Annotated in this window: 24 protein-coding genes; 19 read left to right on the top strand and 5 right to left on the bottom strand. The window is 31.2% G+C overall.

Annotated features, from left to right (window positions below; all coding sequences use genetic code 11):
- Positions 1 to 84 precede the first annotated feature (84 nt).
- From KA926_RS02655 to KA926_RS02610, 10 genes are all read left to right on the top strand, one after another.
- Positions 85 to 498 carry a YwiB family protein gene (locus KA926_RS02655; protein WP_019468431.1) on the top strand — a complete coding sequence of 138 codons (414 nt, stop codon included), beginning with the start codon at positions 85 to 87 and terminating at the stop codon, positions 496 to 498.
- Positions 499 to 2,166, top strand: coding sequence for an arginine--tRNA ligase (gene argS, locus KA926_RS02650; RefSeq protein ID WP_107383654.1), 1,668 nt, complete (start codon positions 499 to 501; stop codon positions 2,164 to 2,166).
- 153 nt (positions 2,167 to 2,319) lie between these two features.
- On the top strand, positions 2,320 to 2,955 hold the full coding sequence (locus tag KA926_RS02645; RefSeq protein ID WP_107383655.1) for an endonuclease III domain-containing protein: 636 nt from the start codon (positions 2,320 to 2,322) through the stop codon (positions 2,953 to 2,955).
- Positions 2,956 to 3,031: 76 nt separating this feature from the next.
- Positions 3,032 to 3,913, top strand: a complete 882-nt coding sequence (locus tag KA926_RS02640; protein ID WP_107383656.1) for an ABC transporter substrate-binding protein — start codon at positions 3,032 to 3,034, stop codon at positions 3,911 to 3,913.
- 224 nt (positions 3,914 to 4,137) lie between these two features.
- On the top strand, positions 4,138 to 5,088 hold the full coding sequence (locus KA926_RS02635) for a FecCD family ABC transporter permease (RefSeq protein WP_107383657.1): 951 nt from the start codon (positions 4,138 to 4,140) through the stop codon (positions 5,086 to 5,088).
- A 102-nt stretch (positions 5,089 to 5,190) separates the two neighbouring features.
- Positions 5,191 to 5,889, top strand: coding sequence for an HAD family hydrolase (locus KA926_RS02630; RefSeq protein WP_107386216.1), 699 nt, complete (start codon positions 5,191 to 5,193; stop codon positions 5,887 to 5,889).
- 3 nt (positions 5,890 to 5,892) lie between these two features.
- Positions 5,893 to 6,690 (top strand): alpha/beta fold hydrolase, encoded by a 798-nt coding sequence (locus KA926_RS02625; RefSeq protein ID WP_192959401.1) that lies wholly within the window; start codon positions 5,893 to 5,895, stop codon positions 6,688 to 6,690.
- Between the two features lie 148 nt (positions 6,691 to 6,838).
- Complete coding sequence (locus KA926_RS02620; protein WP_107383660.1) at positions 6,839 to 7,345, top strand: SA0570 family protein; 507 nt, start codon at positions 6,839 to 6,841, stop codon at positions 7,343 to 7,345.
- A 140-nt stretch (positions 7,346 to 7,485) separates the two neighbouring features.
- On the top strand, positions 7,486 to 8,196 hold the full coding sequence (locus KA926_RS02615; RefSeq protein ID WP_192959402.1) for a hypothetical protein: 711 nt from the start codon (positions 7,486 to 7,488) through the stop codon (positions 8,194 to 8,196).
- A gap of 218 nt (positions 8,197 to 8,414) precedes the next feature.
- Complete coding sequence (locus KA926_RS02610; protein WP_107383661.1) at positions 8,415 to 9,218, top strand: alpha/beta fold hydrolase; 804 nt, start codon at positions 8,415 to 8,417, stop codon at positions 9,216 to 9,218.
- Between the two features lie 214 nt (positions 9,219 to 9,432).
- Here KA926_RS02610 and sarA read toward each other — a convergent pair whose 3' ends face one another.
- From sarA to KA926_RS02595, 3 genes are all read right to left on the bottom strand, one after another.
- A complete protein-coding gene (gene sarA, locus KA926_RS02605) occupies positions 9,433 to 9,807 on the bottom strand; it encodes a global transcriptional regulator SarA (RefSeq protein ID WP_019468421.1) in 375 nt (124 codons plus the stop codon).
- Positions 9,808 to 10,169: 362 nt separating this feature from the next.
- Complete coding sequence (locus KA926_RS02600; RefSeq protein ID WP_192959403.1) at positions 10,170 to 11,093, bottom strand: efflux RND transporter periplasmic adaptor subunit; 924 nt, start codon at positions 11,091 to 11,093, stop codon at positions 10,170 to 10,172.
- Positions 11,094 to 11,299: 206 nt separating this feature from the next.
- Positions 11,300 to 12,229, bottom strand: coding sequence for a DMT family transporter (locus tag KA926_RS02595; protein WP_107384661.1), 930 nt, complete (start codon positions 12,227 to 12,229; stop codon positions 11,300 to 11,302).
- Between the two features lie 249 nt (positions 12,230 to 12,478).
- On the opposite strand from KA926_RS02595, the gene KA926_RS02590 reads away from it, so the two are divergent.
- Positions 12,479 to 12,727 (top strand): hypothetical protein, encoded by a 249-nt coding sequence (locus tag KA926_RS02590; protein ID WP_107384662.1) that lies wholly within the window; start codon positions 12,479 to 12,481, stop codon positions 12,725 to 12,727.
- Positions 12,728 to 12,921: 194 nt separating this feature from the next.
- On the opposite strand, the gene KA926_RS02585 is transcribed toward KA926_RS02590, so the two are convergent.
- Both KA926_RS02585 and sroA read right to left on the bottom strand, forming a co-directional pair.
- The gene (locus tag KA926_RS02585) at positions 12,922 to 13,140 is read right to left on the bottom strand and encodes a DUF2922 domain-containing protein (RefSeq protein WP_019468416.1); all 219 of its coding nucleotides are present in this window, start codon (positions 13,138 to 13,140) and stop codon (positions 12,922 to 12,924) included.
- 14 nt (positions 13,141 to 13,154) lie between these two features.
- A complete protein-coding gene (gene sroA / locus KA926_RS02580) occupies positions 13,155 to 13,361 on the bottom strand; it encodes a sigS mRNA-stabilizing protein SroA (protein ID WP_019468415.1) in 207 nt (68 codons plus the stop codon).
- Positions 13,362 to 13,507: 146 nt separating this feature from the next.
- On the opposite strand from sroA, the gene KA926_RS02575 reads away from it, so the two are divergent.
- From KA926_RS02575 to KA926_RS02540, 8 genes are read left to right on the top strand one after another with little or no spacing between them, the layout of a single operon-like run.
- Positions 13,508 to 14,059, top strand: a complete 552-nt coding sequence (locus tag KA926_RS02575) for a tyrosine-type recombinase/integrase (protein ID WP_107386496.1) — start codon at positions 13,508 to 13,510, stop codon at positions 14,057 to 14,059.
- Positions 14,060 to 14,082: 23 nt separating this feature from the next.
- Positions 14,083 to 16,479 carry a DUF4040 family protein gene (locus tag KA926_RS02570; protein ID WP_107384664.1) on the top strand — a complete coding sequence of 799 codons (2,397 nt, stop codon included), beginning with the start codon at positions 14,083 to 14,085 and terminating at the stop codon, positions 16,477 to 16,479.
- A complete protein-coding gene (mnhB2, locus tag KA926_RS02565) occupies positions 16,466 to 16,891 on the top strand; it encodes a Na+/H+ antiporter Mnh2 subunit B (protein WP_107384665.1) in 426 nt (141 codons plus the stop codon). The genes KA926_RS02570 and mnhB2 overlap by 14 nt, the downstream gene beginning before the upstream one ends.
- Positions 16,888 to 17,235, top strand: a complete 348-nt coding sequence (mnhC2, locus tag KA926_RS02560) for a Na+/H+ antiporter Mnh2 subunit C (RefSeq protein ID WP_019468411.1) — start codon at positions 16,888 to 16,890, stop codon at positions 17,233 to 17,235. Before mnhB2 ends, mnhC2 begins: the two co-directional genes overlap by 4 nt.
- Positions 17,225 to 18,727 carry a Na+/H+ antiporter Mnh2 subunit D gene (mnhD2, locus tag KA926_RS02555; RefSeq protein ID WP_107386494.1) on the top strand — a complete coding sequence of 501 codons (1,503 nt, stop codon included), beginning with the start codon at positions 17,225 to 17,227 and terminating at the stop codon, positions 18,725 to 18,727. The genes mnhC2 and mnhD2 overlap by 11 nt, the downstream gene beginning before the upstream one ends.
- Positions 18,727 to 19,209, top strand: a complete 483-nt coding sequence (mnhE2, locus tag KA926_RS02550) for a Na+/H+ antiporter Mnh2 subunit E (protein WP_040029960.1) — start codon at positions 18,727 to 18,729, stop codon at positions 19,207 to 19,209. Before mnhD2 ends, mnhE2 begins: the two co-directional genes overlap by 1 nt.
- A complete protein-coding gene (gene mnhF2, locus KA926_RS02545) occupies positions 19,206 to 19,508 on the top strand; it encodes a Na+/H+ antiporter Mnh2 subunit F (protein ID WP_019468408.1) in 303 nt (100 codons plus the stop codon). Before mnhE2 ends, mnhF2 begins: the two co-directional genes overlap by 4 nt.
- Positions 19,483 to 19,932, top strand: a complete 450-nt coding sequence (locus KA926_RS02540; RefSeq protein ID WP_019468407.1) for a Na+/H+ antiporter subunit G — start codon at positions 19,483 to 19,485, stop codon at positions 19,930 to 19,932. Before mnhF2 ends, KA926_RS02540 begins: the two co-directional genes overlap by 26 nt.
- Positions 19,933 to 19,983: the final 51 nt, after the last annotated feature.

Raw genomic sequence — 19,983 nt, 5'->3', positions numbered from 1 at the left:
TAAATTAATTTTAGCAACTGTTTTGCATATTTCAAGTATGCTATAATGGTTTGTATTATTTTAAAGATTAGGGTGAAACTTACATTGGAAAACAATGTTGAAATCCAAACGAAACAAGTTGTTAAGCAATTCGATAACAAAGAAAAATTCTCATTGTCTACTACAGGATCTTGGCAAAAGCGTAAAGCTGATTTTATTCGTTATCAAGAAGAGATAGACGGAGCAACAGTTAACGTGACGGTAAAAATTGAAACTTCAGGAGTAAAGATTATCCGCAATGGTGACATTAAGTTAAACCTTCATTTTGTAGAGGGCGAGGATACGATTACTTTGTATGAAATTAGTGGCGGGCGCATACCGCTTACCGTTTATACACATTCTATTTTACATTTTGTAAATGATAACGGTGGAAAATTGAAAGTGCATTATGATTTAATTCAAGATGAAGAGAAGATGGGGTCTTATCAATATGAAATTACTTACAAGGAGATGCCGTAAATGAACATAATCGAACAAGTCAAGCAAACGTTAGTTGAAGAAATTAAGAAAAGTATTCAACAAGCACAACTTGCTGATATGAACGAAATGCCTGAAATTAAAATTGAAATACCAAAAGATAATAAAAATGGTGATTATTCAACAAATATAGCAATGGTTTTAACAAAAATAGCGAAACGTAATCCACGCGAAATCGCAACAGCAATTGTTGATAATTTGGATACAACGGCTGCACAAGTTGAAAAAGTTGATATTGCAGGGCCTGGTTTTATCAATTTTTATTTAGATAGTGCTTATTTGACTGCGATTATTACTGAAGCAATAAATAAAGGCAATCAATTTGGCCATAAAGCAGAAAAAAATGGTGAAAACATTTTATTAGAATATGTATCTGCTAATCCTACGGGGGATTTACATATAGGCCATGCGCGTAATGCGGCAGTTGGCGACACGTTGGCTAATATATTAGAAGCAGCTGGTTATAATGTAACAAGAGAATATTATATTAATGATGCGGGTAATCAAATTACTAATTTAGCACGTTCAATAGAGGCGCGTTATTTTGAAGCGCTTGGTGATAATTCTTTTGAAATGCCAGAGGGTGGTTATCATGGAAAAGACATCATTAATATTGGTAAAGATTTGGCAGAGAAACAACCTGAGATAAAAGATTTAGACGAAGAAGAACGTATTAAAACATTTAGACAACTTGGTGTTGATTACGAAATGCAAAAACTAAGAAAAGACTTAGATGATTTTAATACACACTATGATAGTTGGTTTAGCGAAACAACACTTTATGAATCAGGTGAAATCAAACAAGTACTTAATAAAATGACTGAACTTGGTTATACTTATGAAGAAGACGGTGCAACATGGTTACGTACCACTGATTTCTCAGACGATAAAGACCGCGTATTAATTAAAAAAGATGGCAATTATACTTACTTTTTACCAGATATTGCTTACCATTTTGATAAAATTGAACGTGGTAATGATATATTAATAAACTTATTTGGTGCAGATCATCATGGTTATATACAGCGTTTGAAAGCATCGATGGCAACATTTGGTGTTGATAGTGAACGCCTTGAAATTCAAATTATGCAAATGGTCCGTTTAATGCAAGATGGCCAAGAAGTAAAAATGAGTAAACGTACCGGAAATGCAATTACTTTACGTGAAATCATGGATGAAGTAGGCGTGGATGCTGCGCGTTATTTCTTAACGATGCGTAGTCCTGATACCCATTTTGATTTTGACATGGAATTAGCAAAACAAGAATCGCAAGATAATCCGGTATATTATGCGCAATATGCACACGCACGTATTTGTTCAATATTAAAACAAGCTAAAGAAAAAGGTGTTGAACCTTCAACTGATGCAGATTATTCGTTTATCACAAACGGCAAAGCGATTGAACTCATGAAAAAAATTGCAGAATTTGAATCAACGATTGAAAATGCTGCAGCACACAGAGCACCACATAGAATGACAAACTATATTCAAGATTTGGCGGCGCATTTCCATAAATTTTACAACGATGAAAAAGTCTTAACAGATGATTTAGAAAAAACAAAAGCGTTAATTGCATTAATTGATGCAGTGAGAATTACGCTACATAATGCATTGAACCTTGTTGGCGTAACAGCGCCAGAGTCGATGTAATCATTATTTAATTAAAGTAAACGTTTATTTAAGAGCAAGTTTAGGTTTGTTAATCATAGTTTGATGTGATTTCATCAGTACTATCACCAAATCTTACTTGCTCTTTTTTGATATTTGTTATTTCATTGTGACCAATGGGAGGGTAGTGCTTACATGTTAGATACTCAGTCGTTATATAAAATATTATTTTCACATATGGGTTCGCAACATTGGTGGCCTGCTGAGTCGAAAATCGAAGTGATATTAGGGGCGATTTTAGTACAAAATACCAATTGGAGAAATGCAGCTTATGCGCTCGAACAATTAAAAGTGAAGACTGAATTTGATCCTGAGCAGATTTTAAATTTGAAGTTAGAATCTTTACAAACGATTATAAAATCTAGTGGGTTTTATAAAAATAAAGCTCGAACGATTTTGAATATACTTGCTTGGCTGGAATGTTTTGATTTTGATTATCAAGCTGTAAGATCATATTATCAACATCAGTTGCGTAATGCTTTATTAGAGGTTAAGGGTATTGGTAGTGAAACGGCAGATGTTTTATTAGTATATATTTTTGAAGAAGTCGCTTTTATTCCAGATAGTTATACTAGAAGGATTTATAAAAAATTAGGTTATGCAAATACAGAAAGTTATGAAAAATTGAAACAGCATATTCAACTGCCTGAAACTTTTACGAATACAGATGCTAACGAATTTCATGCATTATTAGATAACTTTGGAAAAAATTACTTTAATGGGAAAAATGAAAAGAAATATACATTTTTAGATACTTATTTTGAAAAATAAATTTCATAAAATAGACTTAACGATTGAGATAAGAGTTTGGTAATATAGAATAAAACAACTATTAGGAGATTAAGGTATGAAAAAAAGAACTAAATTGTTATGTCTGTTGCTTGTTTTTATAGTAATCTTAAGTGCTTGTGGCACTAAGTCAGACCAGAAGCATGATAGTCAATCTGAAGGTCACACTTATAAACGTATTATTTCTCTAATGCCAAGTAATACTGAAATATTATATGAACTCGGTTTGGGTGATGATGTGATAGGTGTTTCAACCGTAGATGATTATCCTAAAGAAGTGAAAGATAAAAAACAATTTGATGCGATGAAACTTAATAAGGAATCATTGATGAAAGCCAAACCAGATTTAATCTTGGCACATGAATCTCAAAAAGCGACGAATGATAAAGTACTTAAAGGATTAAAAGATAACGGTGTGAAAGTGGTTTATGTCAAAGATGCACAATCTATTGATGAAATGTATGAATCATTTATGCAAATTGGTAAGGTTACGCATAAAGAAAAAGCATCTAAAAAACTTGTTAAAGAAACAAAACAAAATATCGAACGTGTAAAAAATTCAGTGCCCGATGATGCAAAAGGGCAAAAAGTTTTCATGGAAATTTCATCTGAACCTGAAATATACACTGCAGGAAAACAAACATTTTTTGATGATATGTTGACACAATTAAAAGCAGAAAATAGTTTTTCTAATTTAAACGGTTGGCAAAAAGTCAGTAAAGAAGATATTATTAAGCAAAATCCAGATTTGATGATATCGACAATGGGCATTTCATCGTCTGAATATCAAAAAATGATTCGCAAACGCGGTGGTTTTAGTCAAATTAAAGCTGTACAGCATAATAAAGTTAAAGCTGTTAATGGTGATGAAATATCAAGACCAGGTCCCCGTATCGATGATGGGTTGAAAAAATTGAAAGAAGCTATTTATGAACAATAATACGTTAAAATACAGAGATAGATTAGCCTAAGTTCTAAATATTTTTGGCTAACAATTCAACGTCAATTACTATAGAAATTATATAGAATTGACGTTTTTTTATGAATAATTTGTAATGCAATATTTACTTTTATCTTAAAAATATATACCATTTTAGTAATGAACGATAATTATTTTTCTAATTCATAATTTCTGAACGATTTTATTGAAAGCGTGGCAAAGACATGAAATATAATAAAGCACTCATTATTTGTATCGTCATACTCACTATCAGTATGTTGCTAAGCATGCTTTGGAATATCGGAAATATTAACGAAACATTGTCACAATCCATTTTATTTCAAGTTAGAGTGCCTAGAACACTACAAGCATTATTAGCTGGGATAGGTTTAACATTAGCAGGTCATATGTTTCAAACATTATTAAATAATCCTTTAGCTGATAGTTTTACATTGGGCTTAGCAAGTGGGGCAACTTTTGGGTCTGGTATAGCGGTCGTATTAGGGTTATCATTTTTATGGTTACCGGTCTTTTCTGTCATTTTTAGTGTTATAACATTAATCACAGTGATTTCACTCACTACTGCTATGTCTAAAGGTTATCCGATAAGAACGCTCATCTTATCTGGAATTATGATAGGTGCGTTGTTTAACGCATTTCTTTATGTATTGATTATTTTTAATCAACAGAAGATGAATAATATTGTGAATTATATGTTTGGCGGTTTTTCATCTGCAGAGTATAACGAGGTAATCTATATAGGCATTACGTTATTAATTGGTATCATTATTTTATGTAGTGTAATATCAAAAATTAAGATATTACAGCTAGGCTATTTGAAAGGCACATCTCTAGGTTTAAATGTACAACTTTTAACATATGGCGTGTTATTGATTGCATCATTGATTACCGCAGTTATTGTTGCATATGTGGGAATAATTGGCTTTATAGGCATGATCATTCCTCAACTTGTACGTCGTCAGGGTCAACATTTCGATCTTGGACAACAAATGGTACTAAATATGTTGATTGGTGGTATAGTAATGGTAATGTCAGATTGGTTAGGGAGTACATTATTAAGCCCCTTTGAAATTCCAGCTAGTATTATCTTAGCATTATTAGGCATACCGGTATTATTTTACCTCATGATTACTCAACCACGGAGCATAGAATAAACTTAAAAATCCCTATCGTCTTGAAACAGTTTATACTATATAATGATATTTATTAATTAAGGTTAAGTAAAAGGTAAACCTAAGATTGAAGAGGTTATGATTATGGATTTAACTCAAGTAAAAGCAATTGTGTTTGATTTAGAAGGAACATTATTAGATAGAAAAAAATCTAGAGAAAAATTTATAGAAGAGCAGTTTGAAAGATTTCATGACTATTTTGTACGCATACAATTGGAAGACTTCAAACGTAAGTTTATAGCATTAGATGATGATGAAGATCATGACAAACCCGAATTATATAAGGCGCTCATTAAAGATTTTCACGTAGACCGCCTAACTTGGAAAGATTTGTTTAGTGATTTTGAAATGCATTTTTACAGATATGTATTCCCTTATTATGATACACAGTATACTTTAGAAAAATTAACTGAAAATGGTTATTTGACTGGTGTTATTGCAAATGGTAAGTCGAAAATCAAGCAATTCCGACTGCACGCACTAGGCATTGAAGATAGTATCAATTACTTATCTACATCTGAAACTGTAGGCTACCGCAAACCACACCCTAAAATTTTTGAAGATATGCTGTCACAATTAGGAACTAAACCTGAAGAAACAATTTATGTTGGTGATGATCCACTCAATGATGTAGCACCTGCAAGAGCAATGGGTATGATAAGCATTTGGTTTAACGAAGATAATGAAAATGATTTAACACCTTTACCAGAAGAAGTAGATTTTACGATTAAAACTACGGAAGAACTACTTTCCATTTTATCAATTAATAAGAAAGGGAGATAAAGGATGAACCTATTTACAACAAGTGATGGTATCGCATTAAATTACAAGACGAGTGGTGAAGGTAAAGCAATTGTCATGATTCATACTGCTTTTGATAACTTTACAGTGTTTAATGATTTAGAAACTAAATTTAATAAAGATTATCAGGTAGTACTTATCGATTTAAGAGGTCATGGCTATTCCGATAAACCGAATGAAATCAATTTCAGAACATATGCAAAAGACATTAAAGAATTATTAGATTATCTATACATTCATGAATGTTCTATCATAGCTCACGAATTAGGTGGTTCAATTGCTGCATTATTTGCAACACAATATCCGGAAACAGTGTCATCATTAACGATGGTGAATCCTACACTATTGAATGACATCACGCCTGAAGAGCGTTTATATAGAAAATATTCGGATAAAATTAGAAATTGGGATGATGAAACACAACAAAAATTTCTTGATAAACAATTGTATTATTCTAAAAGAAAAGCAAAAAAATTCTTAAAACAAGTTGAAAATACGAACAGTTTGTCTACGAAATCAGAAATTGAAGCGGTAAAACAATCATTTATTGATAATAATGTTATGCATTATTTAAAATCATTAGATTTACCTACATCAATTATTGTTGGACAACATGGAGAAAGAACAACAATATTTGAAGCAAAAGAAGTTGCGGATTATATCGGAAATACCCAATTTGAAGTTTTCGAAGAATCTGGATTATATCCGTTTGTAGAAGAAAGAGATAAATTTATCAACGATGTGAGCAGATTTATAGAACAACATCTTCAAGTAGCATCTTAATTTTAACGGAGTGATAGATTTCTTGAGATATTACAATATCACATTGTTTTGTAATCGTTTTGTAACATCACTGTTATTTTAGTAATGTTTATAGTACAATGTGAATAAGCACAATGAAGGTAAGTTAAATATAAAGGAGAGAGTGCTTATGAAAAAAATATGTGCAGCAGTTTTAGTTACAGGTTTGGCATTTTCTGGTATTTCTGCAGGAAGTGTTGAAGCAGCATCAGGGAACTCTATCCAAAGTGTTAATGAATTACAACATGGTGATCAATCATTAGAAGGTGCGAAATTAGGAAGTTCTATTCAATCAGTATTAAAAAATAATAAAAAACCAGTTTATTCATATAAACCTGATGGCTCAGAACATTATTATGAATTTAAAAAAGATAATGGTGTCCTTGTGGTAACTGCAGATGGCAAGAAAAATAATGGTAAGATCATACGTGTATCAATGAGTTACAACGACACAAATGGACCATCATATAAAGAAGTGAAAAATGCTGTAAGCAGCGATGCAGTTGCTCGGGAACATTATAATAAAGTAACAGGCAACTTTGGATATGTTCAAGACAATCAAGTATCTTATCAATTTAGTTCTCCATCACCTAGTGATAAAAATATTAAACTTTATCGCATTGATATTGGTAAATAATCTTCACTTGTAATTATTAAAATGAATAATAACCGACAAGTTTAAAGCTATATACTTGTCGGTTATTTTATTGTTACAATAAGTGAAAGTCTAATTTTATTAATAAATAAAATACTTATTTAACAAAAAAGGAGCCTATCATGAGAGTCAATGACAAAGTATTAATAGAAAATATCAATGATTATTTCACTCATAAAGGTCTTTCTCCCAATCTTATAGATGATATTAAAGGAAAATTGAAAAAAGAGTTAAAGAAATCAGAAGCACAAGATTTGGATTATATAGAATACAGAAAGAAATCACCAGCTGAAATAATTTTAACGATTCAACGCAATTTATTTACATTACAATTAAATCCAATTGTATTTTTTATTATCAATTTTATTTTATTATCTTACTTGTATGATAAACAGTATGTGCCGTTCCAAGCAGCGACGGGCTTATCCATTTTTTATTGTTTAATTATTTTACCTATTTCAATCTTCATTTATTTAAGGATTGATTGGAAAAATTATCTCTATAGTAATAAATTTGAAAGAGTGATAGGGCTCAGTGTTGCAGCAGCAGCGCTTATCTTGGTATTTGCGCACGCTTTTGGGTTTAATTTAGGTATCGTTGCTATATCATTATATGCGCATCAATTTATCTTTTTTGTAGGTATTATATTTAGTATTTCAGGTGTCTACTTTAAAAGATTAGAATTTACCGGAATTGGCTTATTATTTTGCCAAAAAACAATCGATGCGATGGTTAGCAATCCAGTGATTACACAAATTGCATCTATTGTTATTTGGGTATTATTATTAATTGTCATAATTTATTACACAATTAGAATATCTTCAAGAAATTAAAGTTTCTTAATTACTTGGTGGTGTTGTAACACAATAAGTTGCATATACTCAACTTACATTTAATGTGCAAAAACATTAAGTGTAGGTTGGGTATTTTTATCTTTAAAGCCCAATACTATAAGGTCATAGTAAAAAGAAATGTTGCAGTTAAATATTTAAAATTGAGCATATGCATCATAAATCGAGGGTATATAAACCATATAAGGAGGTGGCCCACAATGGAAAAAGTAGAAATTAGTTGTAACACTAAATTGGCATACATCCGTGAGGGTCTAGGCTTTCCTATAATTTTAATTCATGGTTTAGATGGCAATCTAGCTTCCCTATGTAGATTAAAAGATGAATTAAAACATAATTATGATGTCATTACTTATGACGTTAGAGGACATGGTAAGTCCTCAAAACCTAATGCGTATCATTTAAAAGACCACGTAGAAGATTTGAAATTATTAATGAAAAAGTTAAATATTGAAAAAGCGCATTTAATTGGTCATGATATGGGCGGACTTATTGCTAAACATTTTGTTGATAAATATGAATATATGGTTGAGTCATTAACTTTAATCGCATGTAATCTTATTGATAGTGTATTGGAGTTAAACAAATTAATGATTGAACATGACGACGAAATAGAAGGATTTGATAAATCTGAATCTCTGATTTTATTATTACCTTATATGTATAAAGACCAAGAAAAAGCTAAAAAATGGTTTCAATCACAGTTGATTTATAATAGACAATCAGCTGAAGAAAGTGCGATAGCTACAAGAGCATTAATGGAATTTCCTGTATATAATCAAAACATTGTACTTGAACAAACTAGCATTCCTACACTAATTGTAAATGGTAATTATGATCCATTAATTACTAAAGAAATGAAGCGCGAATACAATCAGGTATTTCATAATTTAGAAATAGTTGATTTTAACCAATCAGGACACGCACCTCATATTGAAGAGCCAAACCACTTTTTAGACGTTTTTTTAGCGTTTATAAAAACAAATGAATACTCAGAAGGATAAAATTGTTAAAATATGTGATGTTTATTTTTGATTTCAAATGCTAAATGTTAAGTATGAAAAGAACGAATACATTCAAAAACATAAAAGATGCAAAAGGGAGGTAAGATAAAACATTAAAGTTTTTTCGGTATATATAAAAAACCACTTCACCAAATTAATTCGGCGAAGTGGTTTTTTATGTTGATAGATATTTTATGTGGGAAGCTAAAGTTAGTTATACTTCTTTTTCATCATTTGCTTCTTGAATACGCTTGTTAACACGTGATAATAATTCATTGATTTTTTTACGTTGTTTAGAATCAACTAATATTAAAACTGTTCTTTCATCATGTTCATTACGCTTTTTATCAAAATAATCTTCTTGAGATAAGTTTTTAACCGCTTTAACAACTTGAGGTTGTTTATAATTTAAATGATTGATAATATCTTTTAGATAATATTCTTCGCTTTCATGTTCACTAATATATGTTAATACAGCGAATTCTTCGAAACTTACTGAAAACTCTTTTTTGATAATACTTTTTAATTTATCAGCGTACGTTACCATTGCTAATAGTTCAAAACAGTCATTTATTTTGGTGATAGCCATTTTTAATTCCTCCCTAATTTATATGCCCAATCTAATATACATATTAAAAATGTTTTTGTATAATAATTTGTCTTAATTCAAAGTTGAATACAAAGTTTTTATCATAATTTACAGCTCTGATATATTTGGGTAAAATATATTAAAACTAGCATTATTTAGTTTATTATAACTAAATTAAAATAGCAAGTAAACATAAAACTGATTAAACGGTATGGTAATGTTTAAATTTATTAATTCAATTATTTAAACACCAATCATTTAATTATAATAATTGCTCTAAATTTACAATTTACCACTATTTGATAAAAACTGTAAAAAACAAATTATATTTTAAAGATTTATTGTATTTATACTGTGCACATCTAATTTTTGGACCGCACAGTGTCAACATTTCTAGCTATGATATCTCCAGGTTTTAAACCTTCAATGATAAGCATAGTTTTTTTATTACCCGATTTTTCTGATTTAATAACCTTTTTAATAAATTTTTTATTTCTTAGTAAATAAACAAATTGTCCATTATCTATTGCAGTACGTGGTATTTCTATCAGAGTAGTTGGTTTTTCGATTTTTACATGTTCACCAAAAATGTGATCAGAGTTTGGTGAAATTTCAAGCAAATATTTAGATGGTTTAGATAAATTTGTTTGATTGATTGGAAGTTTAGATATATGCGTAATCTTACCAAAACTATTATTTGTAATATCACTACTTATCTTTACTTTGTCCTTGATATGTAAGTCGTTTTTTTCTTTCTCAGATATCTCTGCTCTTATGACAGGCTTAGGATCATAGATTTGGATTAAGGGTAGGTTTTGTGAAAGCATATGCGAGGGGGTTATGATGACGGTACCGGAAATGGGTGAGAAAATTGTAGTACGTAGTTTAGATTGTAAGTGGGAAATTTCAGTTTTTAAGTTAATAAGTTCAGCTGAAGTAGATTTATTAGTTTTAATAAGTTGAGCTAATAACTTTTGTTTTTGAGCGATGCGTTGTTCAATGTGAGGATTATAATACTCAAAAAGTGGTTGGTTTTGTGTTACTTTTGTTTCGGTTTGTACGAACCAGTCGTGGATAGCACCTTGAGAAGTATCATAATTGATCGATACTAACTGAGAAGGCTCTTGTCTTCCTATAAAGAATGGTGATTTTTTATAAGAAATTTTAACTGTTTCGATGTGCTCTTCAAAGTTATTACTATGTGTTTTTAAATAAAACCATAAGGATAGGGCGATTGTGCTAAAAAGGGTTAGTAACGTGGTTAATATGATAAAGATACGTTTCAAAATTTGTCACCTCTAGATGTATTATTGTACTGATTATACTGCTTTTATAACTACTGTGCCACAGAAAAAAAGAAGCTAAGACATATTAATTGTCTTAGCTTCTTATCATTAAAACAAACCCCAGGACTGTTATTATTAGTGAGGTAGGAGGACATAATTTTTTTGAATAAATTTAAATTGTATTTTACATTCTAGGCTATCATTACTTAAAACAATCTTAAAAGTACGATGCCAATCATCATAGCGACGATACCAACGATTTTTCGCTTCGTAATTTTATTAACATAAGTACCTAATAATCCAAAGTGATCAATAATTATGCCCATTAACATCTGACCTAACATCACAATAATTGTAGTTAAAGCAGCACCTAGGTGTGGCATCAATATAATATTTGTAGTGACAAAAATCACTCCAAGTATGCCACCAATGAAATAAATTGGTTTTAATTTGCCTTTTTGCTGATCATAAGCCTTCATCTTAAGTGTTCTATTGAAGATTAAAGTTAGAATGAATAATGCTATGGTACCAATCGTAAATGAAATTAAAGACGCTAAAATTGATGAATGTAACTGTTGTCCTAATGCGCTATTAATCGCAGTTTGTATTGGTGGACAAAAGCCGAATACAAAACCGATGATCAACCAAATATATACCTGAGCATTCATGTTTTTATCTTTGGGATTGCTACGTACATAATTCATAAGTATAATGCCAAGCATTAAAAAGAGAATACCCAATACTTTAAACATAGTAAAAGGCTCTACATCCGCGCCAAACCAACCAAAAGTATCAATTGTAACGCCCATAATAATTTGGCCAGCAACTGTCATTACGACGGTTAAAGATGCACCTAATCTCGGCAGTAATAATAAATTCCCCGTAAGAAAAATAACACCTAATATACCGCCGACAAACCATAGGTAACTCAATGATTGATTACTATAGAAATCAGTAGTAAAAACATGTGGATTGGTAATTAAATTGATTAAGATTAAAAAGGTAGTTCCAGTAGCAAAAGAAATTGTAGATGCATAGAATGAAGACTTCGTATAAAGACTTAATCTTGAATTTATCGAAGTTTGAAAAGGAACAACCATCCCAGCAACAATTCCTACTAAATATAAAAAAATCATTAAATCACGCTTTCTTCAGAGATAATTATATTATATAGGAAAGGAGTGGATTTTCCTATGCTCGTTTCTATTTATAAAAGAGGAAAGTATAAAATAATGTACACAACTAATGAAATATAATAAAATACTTATGTTGATGTTATAATTAAAGGGAAATTATTAGATTTAAATTGAAAATCAAGACCTATAAAAATTAGTAAGATGAATTTTTGGTGGTTTAAAAATATATAGAAGTGGTGACAATTTACATTGAAACAACTTTCAATCGTACGCTTATTAGATGAAGAAACTTTTTTTATAGGTGCAGGAAGTAATGAAGGAATTCAAAAAGAACAATTTATTGAAGTATTAAATCCTAGGAAATCATATAAAAATCTTGCTCAAGTGACAGAAGTTTTCGGACAATATGCAATGTGTAAAAAATTAGGAAAAAGTAAGATTTTTTTCGGTGATACAGTTAGATTAAGACCGATTAGAAACAAAAAATATCATAAATAATATCGTATATGTGATAAAAAGCGAATGCAATTTGATTCGTTGTTTTGTCACTTTTTTTATTTAAAACAAGGTAGCAGCCTAATGCTTAAGTGCATCGGGCTGCTACGATTGTTTATATAATTTGTTTACTTCAGCTTTCAGTGACTATACAAATACACTAGAAAAATGATACATGTGTTTAAAATTTTATTGATTTAACTTTCAAAAATTAATTTTGTAGATTTATCTATGATTTGTGCTGCACGCACTGTAGTAGGAATCCCCGCCTTAGGACGTAAGATATCTAGAGCAACTAATTTGTTCATTCCGTCTTTTACTGTACTTTCATTGATGAAGTGCTCTATTTTGGGTAATTGTAATTTAATGTCTTTGTTAACAGCATCATTGAATATAAGTTCTAAAGTTTGACTCATAATATTTAACCTCCTTAATTAACTGTTTCAGTTTTAATGATTTCCACTGTTTCAAATTTTTCTCCAGTGATTTGTTCGATGATAGATTTGAAACTTTTAATTTGATCAGTTGTTGCTTGGGTATTCAGATTTGCAAAGTGACGTTTAAATTGTGTAGCTTTTCCATCTTTGTCATATGTTATTCGTGACATAGTGACGGCTAAGTGACTGATTTGGTTCATTTGCCTAACCTCCTTTCACTATATATATCGTTATTAAATTTCAAATGGGTCAAAAAAATTTGAAAAAATTAGACAAAATACTTTCATGTGACAAAAACATGATATATCATTAAATATGCAACATTAATTAATTCAGAGGTGAATTTATGAATCAAGTAGACCCTATTAGGAATACTAATGAGATAAAAGCGATGTATGAGGTTTTAAAAGCCAAATCCATGCGTGATTATCTGTTGTTTAAGTTTGCTATACATACTGGTGTGAAGCTTTCCTCATTATTAAATTTAAATGTAAGTGATGTGAAAATAGAGGACGATGATATAAAACACTATTGGATAGAGACGCATGCACCTAAAATTCAGATTAGATTACCAGAAACTTTGAGAAATGAATTAATGACATATATATCAGAACAACAATTGAAGAATGATGAGTTGTTATTTCAGTCTAATAGGACATTAAAAGGTCTATCGCGACAGCAAGCTTATCGCATTATTCATCTTGCTGCAGAAGATTTAGGAATGTTACATATTGGTTTGACGACGTTGCGTAAAACATTTGCCTATCATGCTTATCAATCAGGTATTTCAATATCGATTATTCAAAAGTACTTAGGACATCAAACAACCTTTGAAACAATGAAGTTTATAGGTATTTCTACAAAATCTAGCAAAACAACGATAGCTTTAAATTTGTAAATTATAGTTAAAGGGGGTATAGGATGAGTTTAGTTTATTTACTGAGTGCGATCATTTTAATTATGATGGTACTTTTGCTCACAATGACGAAACGAAAATTTCATAAATTTGCTGGGCCAATCGCTTTAATCGCTCCAATCATTTCTTCTGTTTACTTTCTATGGCAATTGCCACAAGTAATGAAGGGGCAATTTGTATCAATTAAAATCCCTTGGCTCACATTATTGGATATAAATATAGATTTTAGACTAGATGGATTAAGTTTATTTTTTAGTTTGTTAATATCGCTCATTGGACTAGCGGTGTTTTATTATGCTACACAATACTTATCAAAAGAACATGATCATTTACCGCGTTTTTATATATACTTATTGTTATTTATGTTCAGTATGCTTGGTATTGTTACAGCAAATAATACAATTTTGATGTATGTATTCTGGGAATTGACGAGTGTATCATCTTTCTTACTTATTGCTTACTGGTACAGTAAAGGTGCAAGTCAATTTGGTGCTATCCAATCGTTTATGATCACAGTTTTTGGTGGTCTTGCACTATTAACAGGTTTTATCATGATTTATATTGTTACGGGTACAAATTCTATTACATCGATCATTGCGCAAAGTGACAAAATAGCTGATAGTCAGTTGTTTATACCAATTATTATCTTGTTGCTTTTAGGTGCATTTACTAAATCAGCGCAATTTCCTTTCCATATTTGGTTACCAAAAGCCATGGAAGCACCGACACCCGTGAGTGCTTATTTACACTCTGCCACAATGGTAAAAGCAGGTATATTTTTACTATTTAGATTTACGCCTGTTTTAGGGCTAAGTGATTTTTATATTTATTGTGTCACTTTTGTTGGATTGATAACAATGATTTTTGGGGCGGTTAATGCCACTCGACAATATGATTTAAAAGGTATCTTAGCTTATTCTACAATCAGTCAACTAGGTATGATTGTTTCTATGGTCGGTCTCGGTGGAGGATTTGCACAACATACTACTGGTGAACTATCTAAAGTTTACAGCCTTATTCTCTTCGCAGGTCTTTTCCATTTGATGAATCATGCGTTATTTAAAGGTGCTTTGTTTATGGGCGTTGGTATCATTGATCATGAAACAGGTACGAGGGATATACGTAAATTGTCTGGATTAAGAAAAGTACTGCCAATTACACATGTAGTTATGTTACTTTCAGCTTTATCTATGGCTGGCATCCCATTTCTTAATGGTTTCTTAAGTAAAGAAATGTTTTTTGATGGTTTGGTAAGTTCATACCAATTACCTCAATTTAATATCATTTTAACAATCATTATTGCAGTGATAGGTGTTGTTGCTAGTATTTTCACGCTTATTTATGCAGTTTACATGATTAAGGAAGTTTTCTGGGGAGACTTTAAACATAATGATTCACCAGTACAAAGTCCTCATGAACCATTTTTATTTACACTACCTTCTGCAATTATGATGATTTTGTTGCCTATTGTGTTTTTTGTGCCAAATATATTTGGACATCATATTATTTTACCGGCATTACGAAGTATCACAATTGGAGAAAAAGTAGATAATATTGCACCGCATATATCACAATGGCATGGATTTAATTTACCGCTGTTGTTAAGTTTCATTGTGATTGTTGTAGGTTTTATAGCAGCGCTTAAAATTGATTGGAAAAAACAATCCGAAAAAATTAGAGTCAAATCTATAACAGATGTTTATTTAGACTCATATAAACAGTTTGAAAATTATTCAGGTTATAGTATTCGTACATTGATGAATAATCGTTTGAATCATTATATTATATTAACGTTAGCGGTTTTCATCATAGTAGTTGTTTATGGGATCATCCAAGCTGGATTTCCCGACGTTAAACAGATACATGTCAGTGAATTTGGTCCATTAGAAATCATCACGTTAATTGTTGTATTTATTCTAGGTATTGCTTTAACGTTTATTCGTCAACGTTTAACGATGGTAATATTAAACGGTATTATTGGTTATTGTGTAACGATATTCTTCATTTTAATGAAAGCACCAGACTTAGCGCTGACGCAATTAGTGGTAGAAACAATAACTACAATATTGTTTATTGTAAGTTTTTCACGCTTACCAAACGTACCACGTTCAAAAGTTCATAAGAAACGAGAAGCTGTTAAGATTATTGTTTCATTAATGATGGCGATTACTGTAGTTACACTTGTTTTCATTGCTCAGCAGGGTCAAACTATGCCAACGATTTCAACTTTTTATCACGATGCATATAAACTTGCAGGCGGTAAAAATATTGTAAATGCTATTCTTGGTGATTTTCGTGCTATGGATACCTTATTTGAAGGTATGGTATTAATCATCGCTGGTTTGGGTATTTATACATTACTTAACTTTAAAGAACGGAGGGGTCAAGATGAAAGAGAATGATGTAGTCTTACGAACAATTACTAAAATTGTTGTATTTATATTGTTAACATTCGGGTTCTACTTATTTTTAGCAGGACATAATAATCCTGGCGGTGGATTTATCGGTGGACTTGTATTCAGTTCTGCATTTTTACTTATGTTCTTGGCCTTCGACGTTAAACAAGTATTAGTCGCTTTACCACTTGATTTTAGAATATTAATGATCACCGGGTCTTTAGTATCATTTGCTACTGCTGTCATACCAATGTTCTTTGGTAAACCGTTCCTTTACCAAACAGATGCATACGTTCAATTACCGATATTAGGTGAAGTACATTTAACAACTGTTACGCTTTTTGAAGCTGGCATTGTTTTAGCGGTCGTAGGCGTTGTAGTAACAGTTATGCTATCCATAAGTGGTGGTCGCTCATGAATTTGATATTGTTAATGGTGATTGGCTTCTTAATATTTATAGGAACGTATATGATATTATCAGTCAATTTAATCCGTATCGTCATAGGTATTTCAATTTATACACACGCAGGAAATTTAATTATCATGAGTATGGGTCGCTATGGTAAGAATATGGTAGAACCACTTATTGGTGAAGGTAGTAAAAATTTCGTAGATCCATTGTTGCAAGCTATTGTATTGACTGCTATAGTGATAGGTTTTGCCATGACCGCGTTTTTACTTGTGCTCGTATATAGAACATATCGAGTTACTAAAGAAGATGAAATTGATGTGTTAAGAGGTGATGACGATAATGATGAGTAATTTGTTAATTCTGCCATTACTTCTGCCAGCAATTTGTGCGCTTGTACTGGTATTTATCCGTACACATAGCAGATTATCAAGAATTTTTTCAATTGGCACAATGTCTATTACGACAATCATATCTTTATTGTTATTGATTTATGTTATGCAACATAAGCCAATCGCTTTAGATTTTGGTGGCTGGAAAGCACCTTATGGAATTCAATTTGTTGGTGATTCATTGAGTTTACTCATGGTCACGACATCGAGTTTTGTCGTTACGTTAATTATGGCATATGGTTTTGGTAGCAGAGAAAAAAGAGCAATTCGTTATTACTTACCGAGTTTTATTCTGTTTTTAACAGTAGGCGTTATTGGTTCGTTTTTAACTGCAGATTTATTTAATATATATGTCATGTTTGAGGTAATGTTGCTTGCGTCGTTTGTGTTAATTACGTTAGGACAATCAGTTGAACAGTTACGTGCAGCTATTATTTACGTTGTACTTAATATTTTAGGTTCTTGGTTGTTATTATTAGGCATCGGTTTATTATACAAACTTACTGGCACCTTAAACTTTGCTTTAGTAGCGCAAAGACTAACTGAGATGCAAGGAGAAAGTTCAGTAGTAATTATTTCAATGGTGTTTTTAATTGCATTTGGTGCCAAAGCTGCGCTTGTATTATTCATGTGGCTTCCGAAAGCATATGCTGTTTTAAACACTGAGTTAGCAGCATTATTTGCAGCATTAATGACAAAAGTAGGCGCTTATGCCTTGATTCGTTTCTTCACACTGTTATTTGATAATTATAGTGGTATTACACATCCACTATTGGTTGTCTTATCTTGTATAACGATGTTAATTGGTGCATTTGGCGTCTTAGCTTATCGAGATATTAAAAAAATAGCAGCATATCAAGTTATTCTTTCTATTGGTTTTATAATTTTAGGTCTAGGATCAAATACAATTTCAGGTGTCAATGGTGCTATTTTTTATCTGACAAATGATATTGTTGTGAAAACATTGCTATTCTTTATCATTGGTAGCTTAGTATATATTACTGGTTATCGACAATATAAAAATTTATATGGTTTAGCTAAAAGAGAACCATTCTTTGGTGTAGCATTTGTGGTAATGATTTTAGCAATTGGTGGTGTGCCACCATTTAGTGGTTTCCCTGGAAAAGTATTTATTTTTAAAGGTGCTGTTGAAAATGGTAATTATATTGGTTTAACTTTGATGATTTTAACTAGTCTAATTGGTATGTTTAGCTTGTTTAGAATTTTCTTCACAATGTATTTAGGTAATTCTGATAAAGGTGAACATATAGACTTCAAACCAATTCCTAGATATCGTAAAGGCTTAATCGGCATTCTTGTAGCAGCAATTATTGGTATGGGACTAGCGGCACCATTGATTTTCAAAGTAACTGATAATGCTACCCATTTAAATATGGATGATGGATTATATGAAAAAATGGTCAATCCTCATTTAGTGAAGGAGGAGAAATAATGAGACAAGTCTTACTTAATATGGTCATTGCATTTTTATGGGTGCTATTTCAAGATGAAGAATCATTTAAAGCTTCTACCTTCTTCTCAGGTTATCTAATTGGTTTAGTAGTTATTTATATACTACATCGTTTTTTTGGCCAACAATTTTATTTAAAAAAAGTTTGGGTAGCATTTAAATTTTTAACGGTATACTTATATCAGTTAATTACATCAAGTATGACCACAATCAACTACATTTTATTTAAAACGAAAGACTTAAATCCTGGTTTAGTTAGATATGAAACGACTTTAGAAACAGATTGGGAAGTTTCATTTTTAACGATTCTAATTATAATTACACCTGGTTCCACAGTTATTAGAATTTCAAAGGAAAGAAAAAAGATTTTTATACATGCAATTGATATCTCTGAAAAGGAAAAACAGAAACTGCTTAAAAGTATTAGACAATATGAAGGTCTCATATTGGAGGTGGCAGAATGATCGAATCACTGATAAATTTCTTTATAACAAGTTCAATTATTTTGTTTGGTATCGCACTTATTTTAACGTTGTTTAGGTTAGTAAAAGGACCAACGACGGCTGATAGGGTGGTTGCATTTGATACTGCTAGTGCCATATTAATGTCAACGGTTGGTGTGTTAAGTATTGTTTTTGGTACTTTTTCTTTCTTAGATTCTATCTTGTTGATTGCGATCATTTCCTTTGTAAGCACCGTTTCTATTTCAAGATTTATAGAGGGGGGGCATGTCTTTAATGCAAATAACAAGCGAAATCGTTAATTTAATTGCAGCGTTTATGATGTTCTTGGGCAGTATTATAGCTTTGATTAGTGCAATTGGTCTTATTAAGTTCCAAGACGTATTTTTAAGAAGTCATGCCTCTACGAAAAGTTCTACATTATCGGTATTGTTAACGCTGGTAGGTGTTGTCATTTATTTCATTTCTTCACAAGGTTATTTAAGTGTTAGGATGATTTTAGCATTGGTATTTATCAATTTGACTTCTCCAGTAGGTGGGCACTTAATATCTAGAGCAGCATACCGAACAGGCGCTTATATGTATAGGAAAAGTGATGCACCTAAACAAACAAGTATCTTATTAAGCGCTTCGGAAAATGACACATTTGAACAATTGAAAAAACGTGCTCAAATACGTGAAGAGCGTAGACATAAAATTAATGAAAAAGAACAAGATAAGTATTAATTTAAATACAACCTACTTGTAGGTTATATACTAGACTAGGCGGGTTAGAAA

Source organism: Staphylococcus sp. GDY8P94P, from assembly GCF_017892255.1.
Taxonomy (GTDB): domain Bacteria; phylum Bacillota; class Bacilli; order Staphylococcales; family Staphylococcaceae; genus Staphylococcus; species Staphylococcus cohnii.
This window is presented reverse-complemented; position numbering and strand designations above follow the sequence as displayed.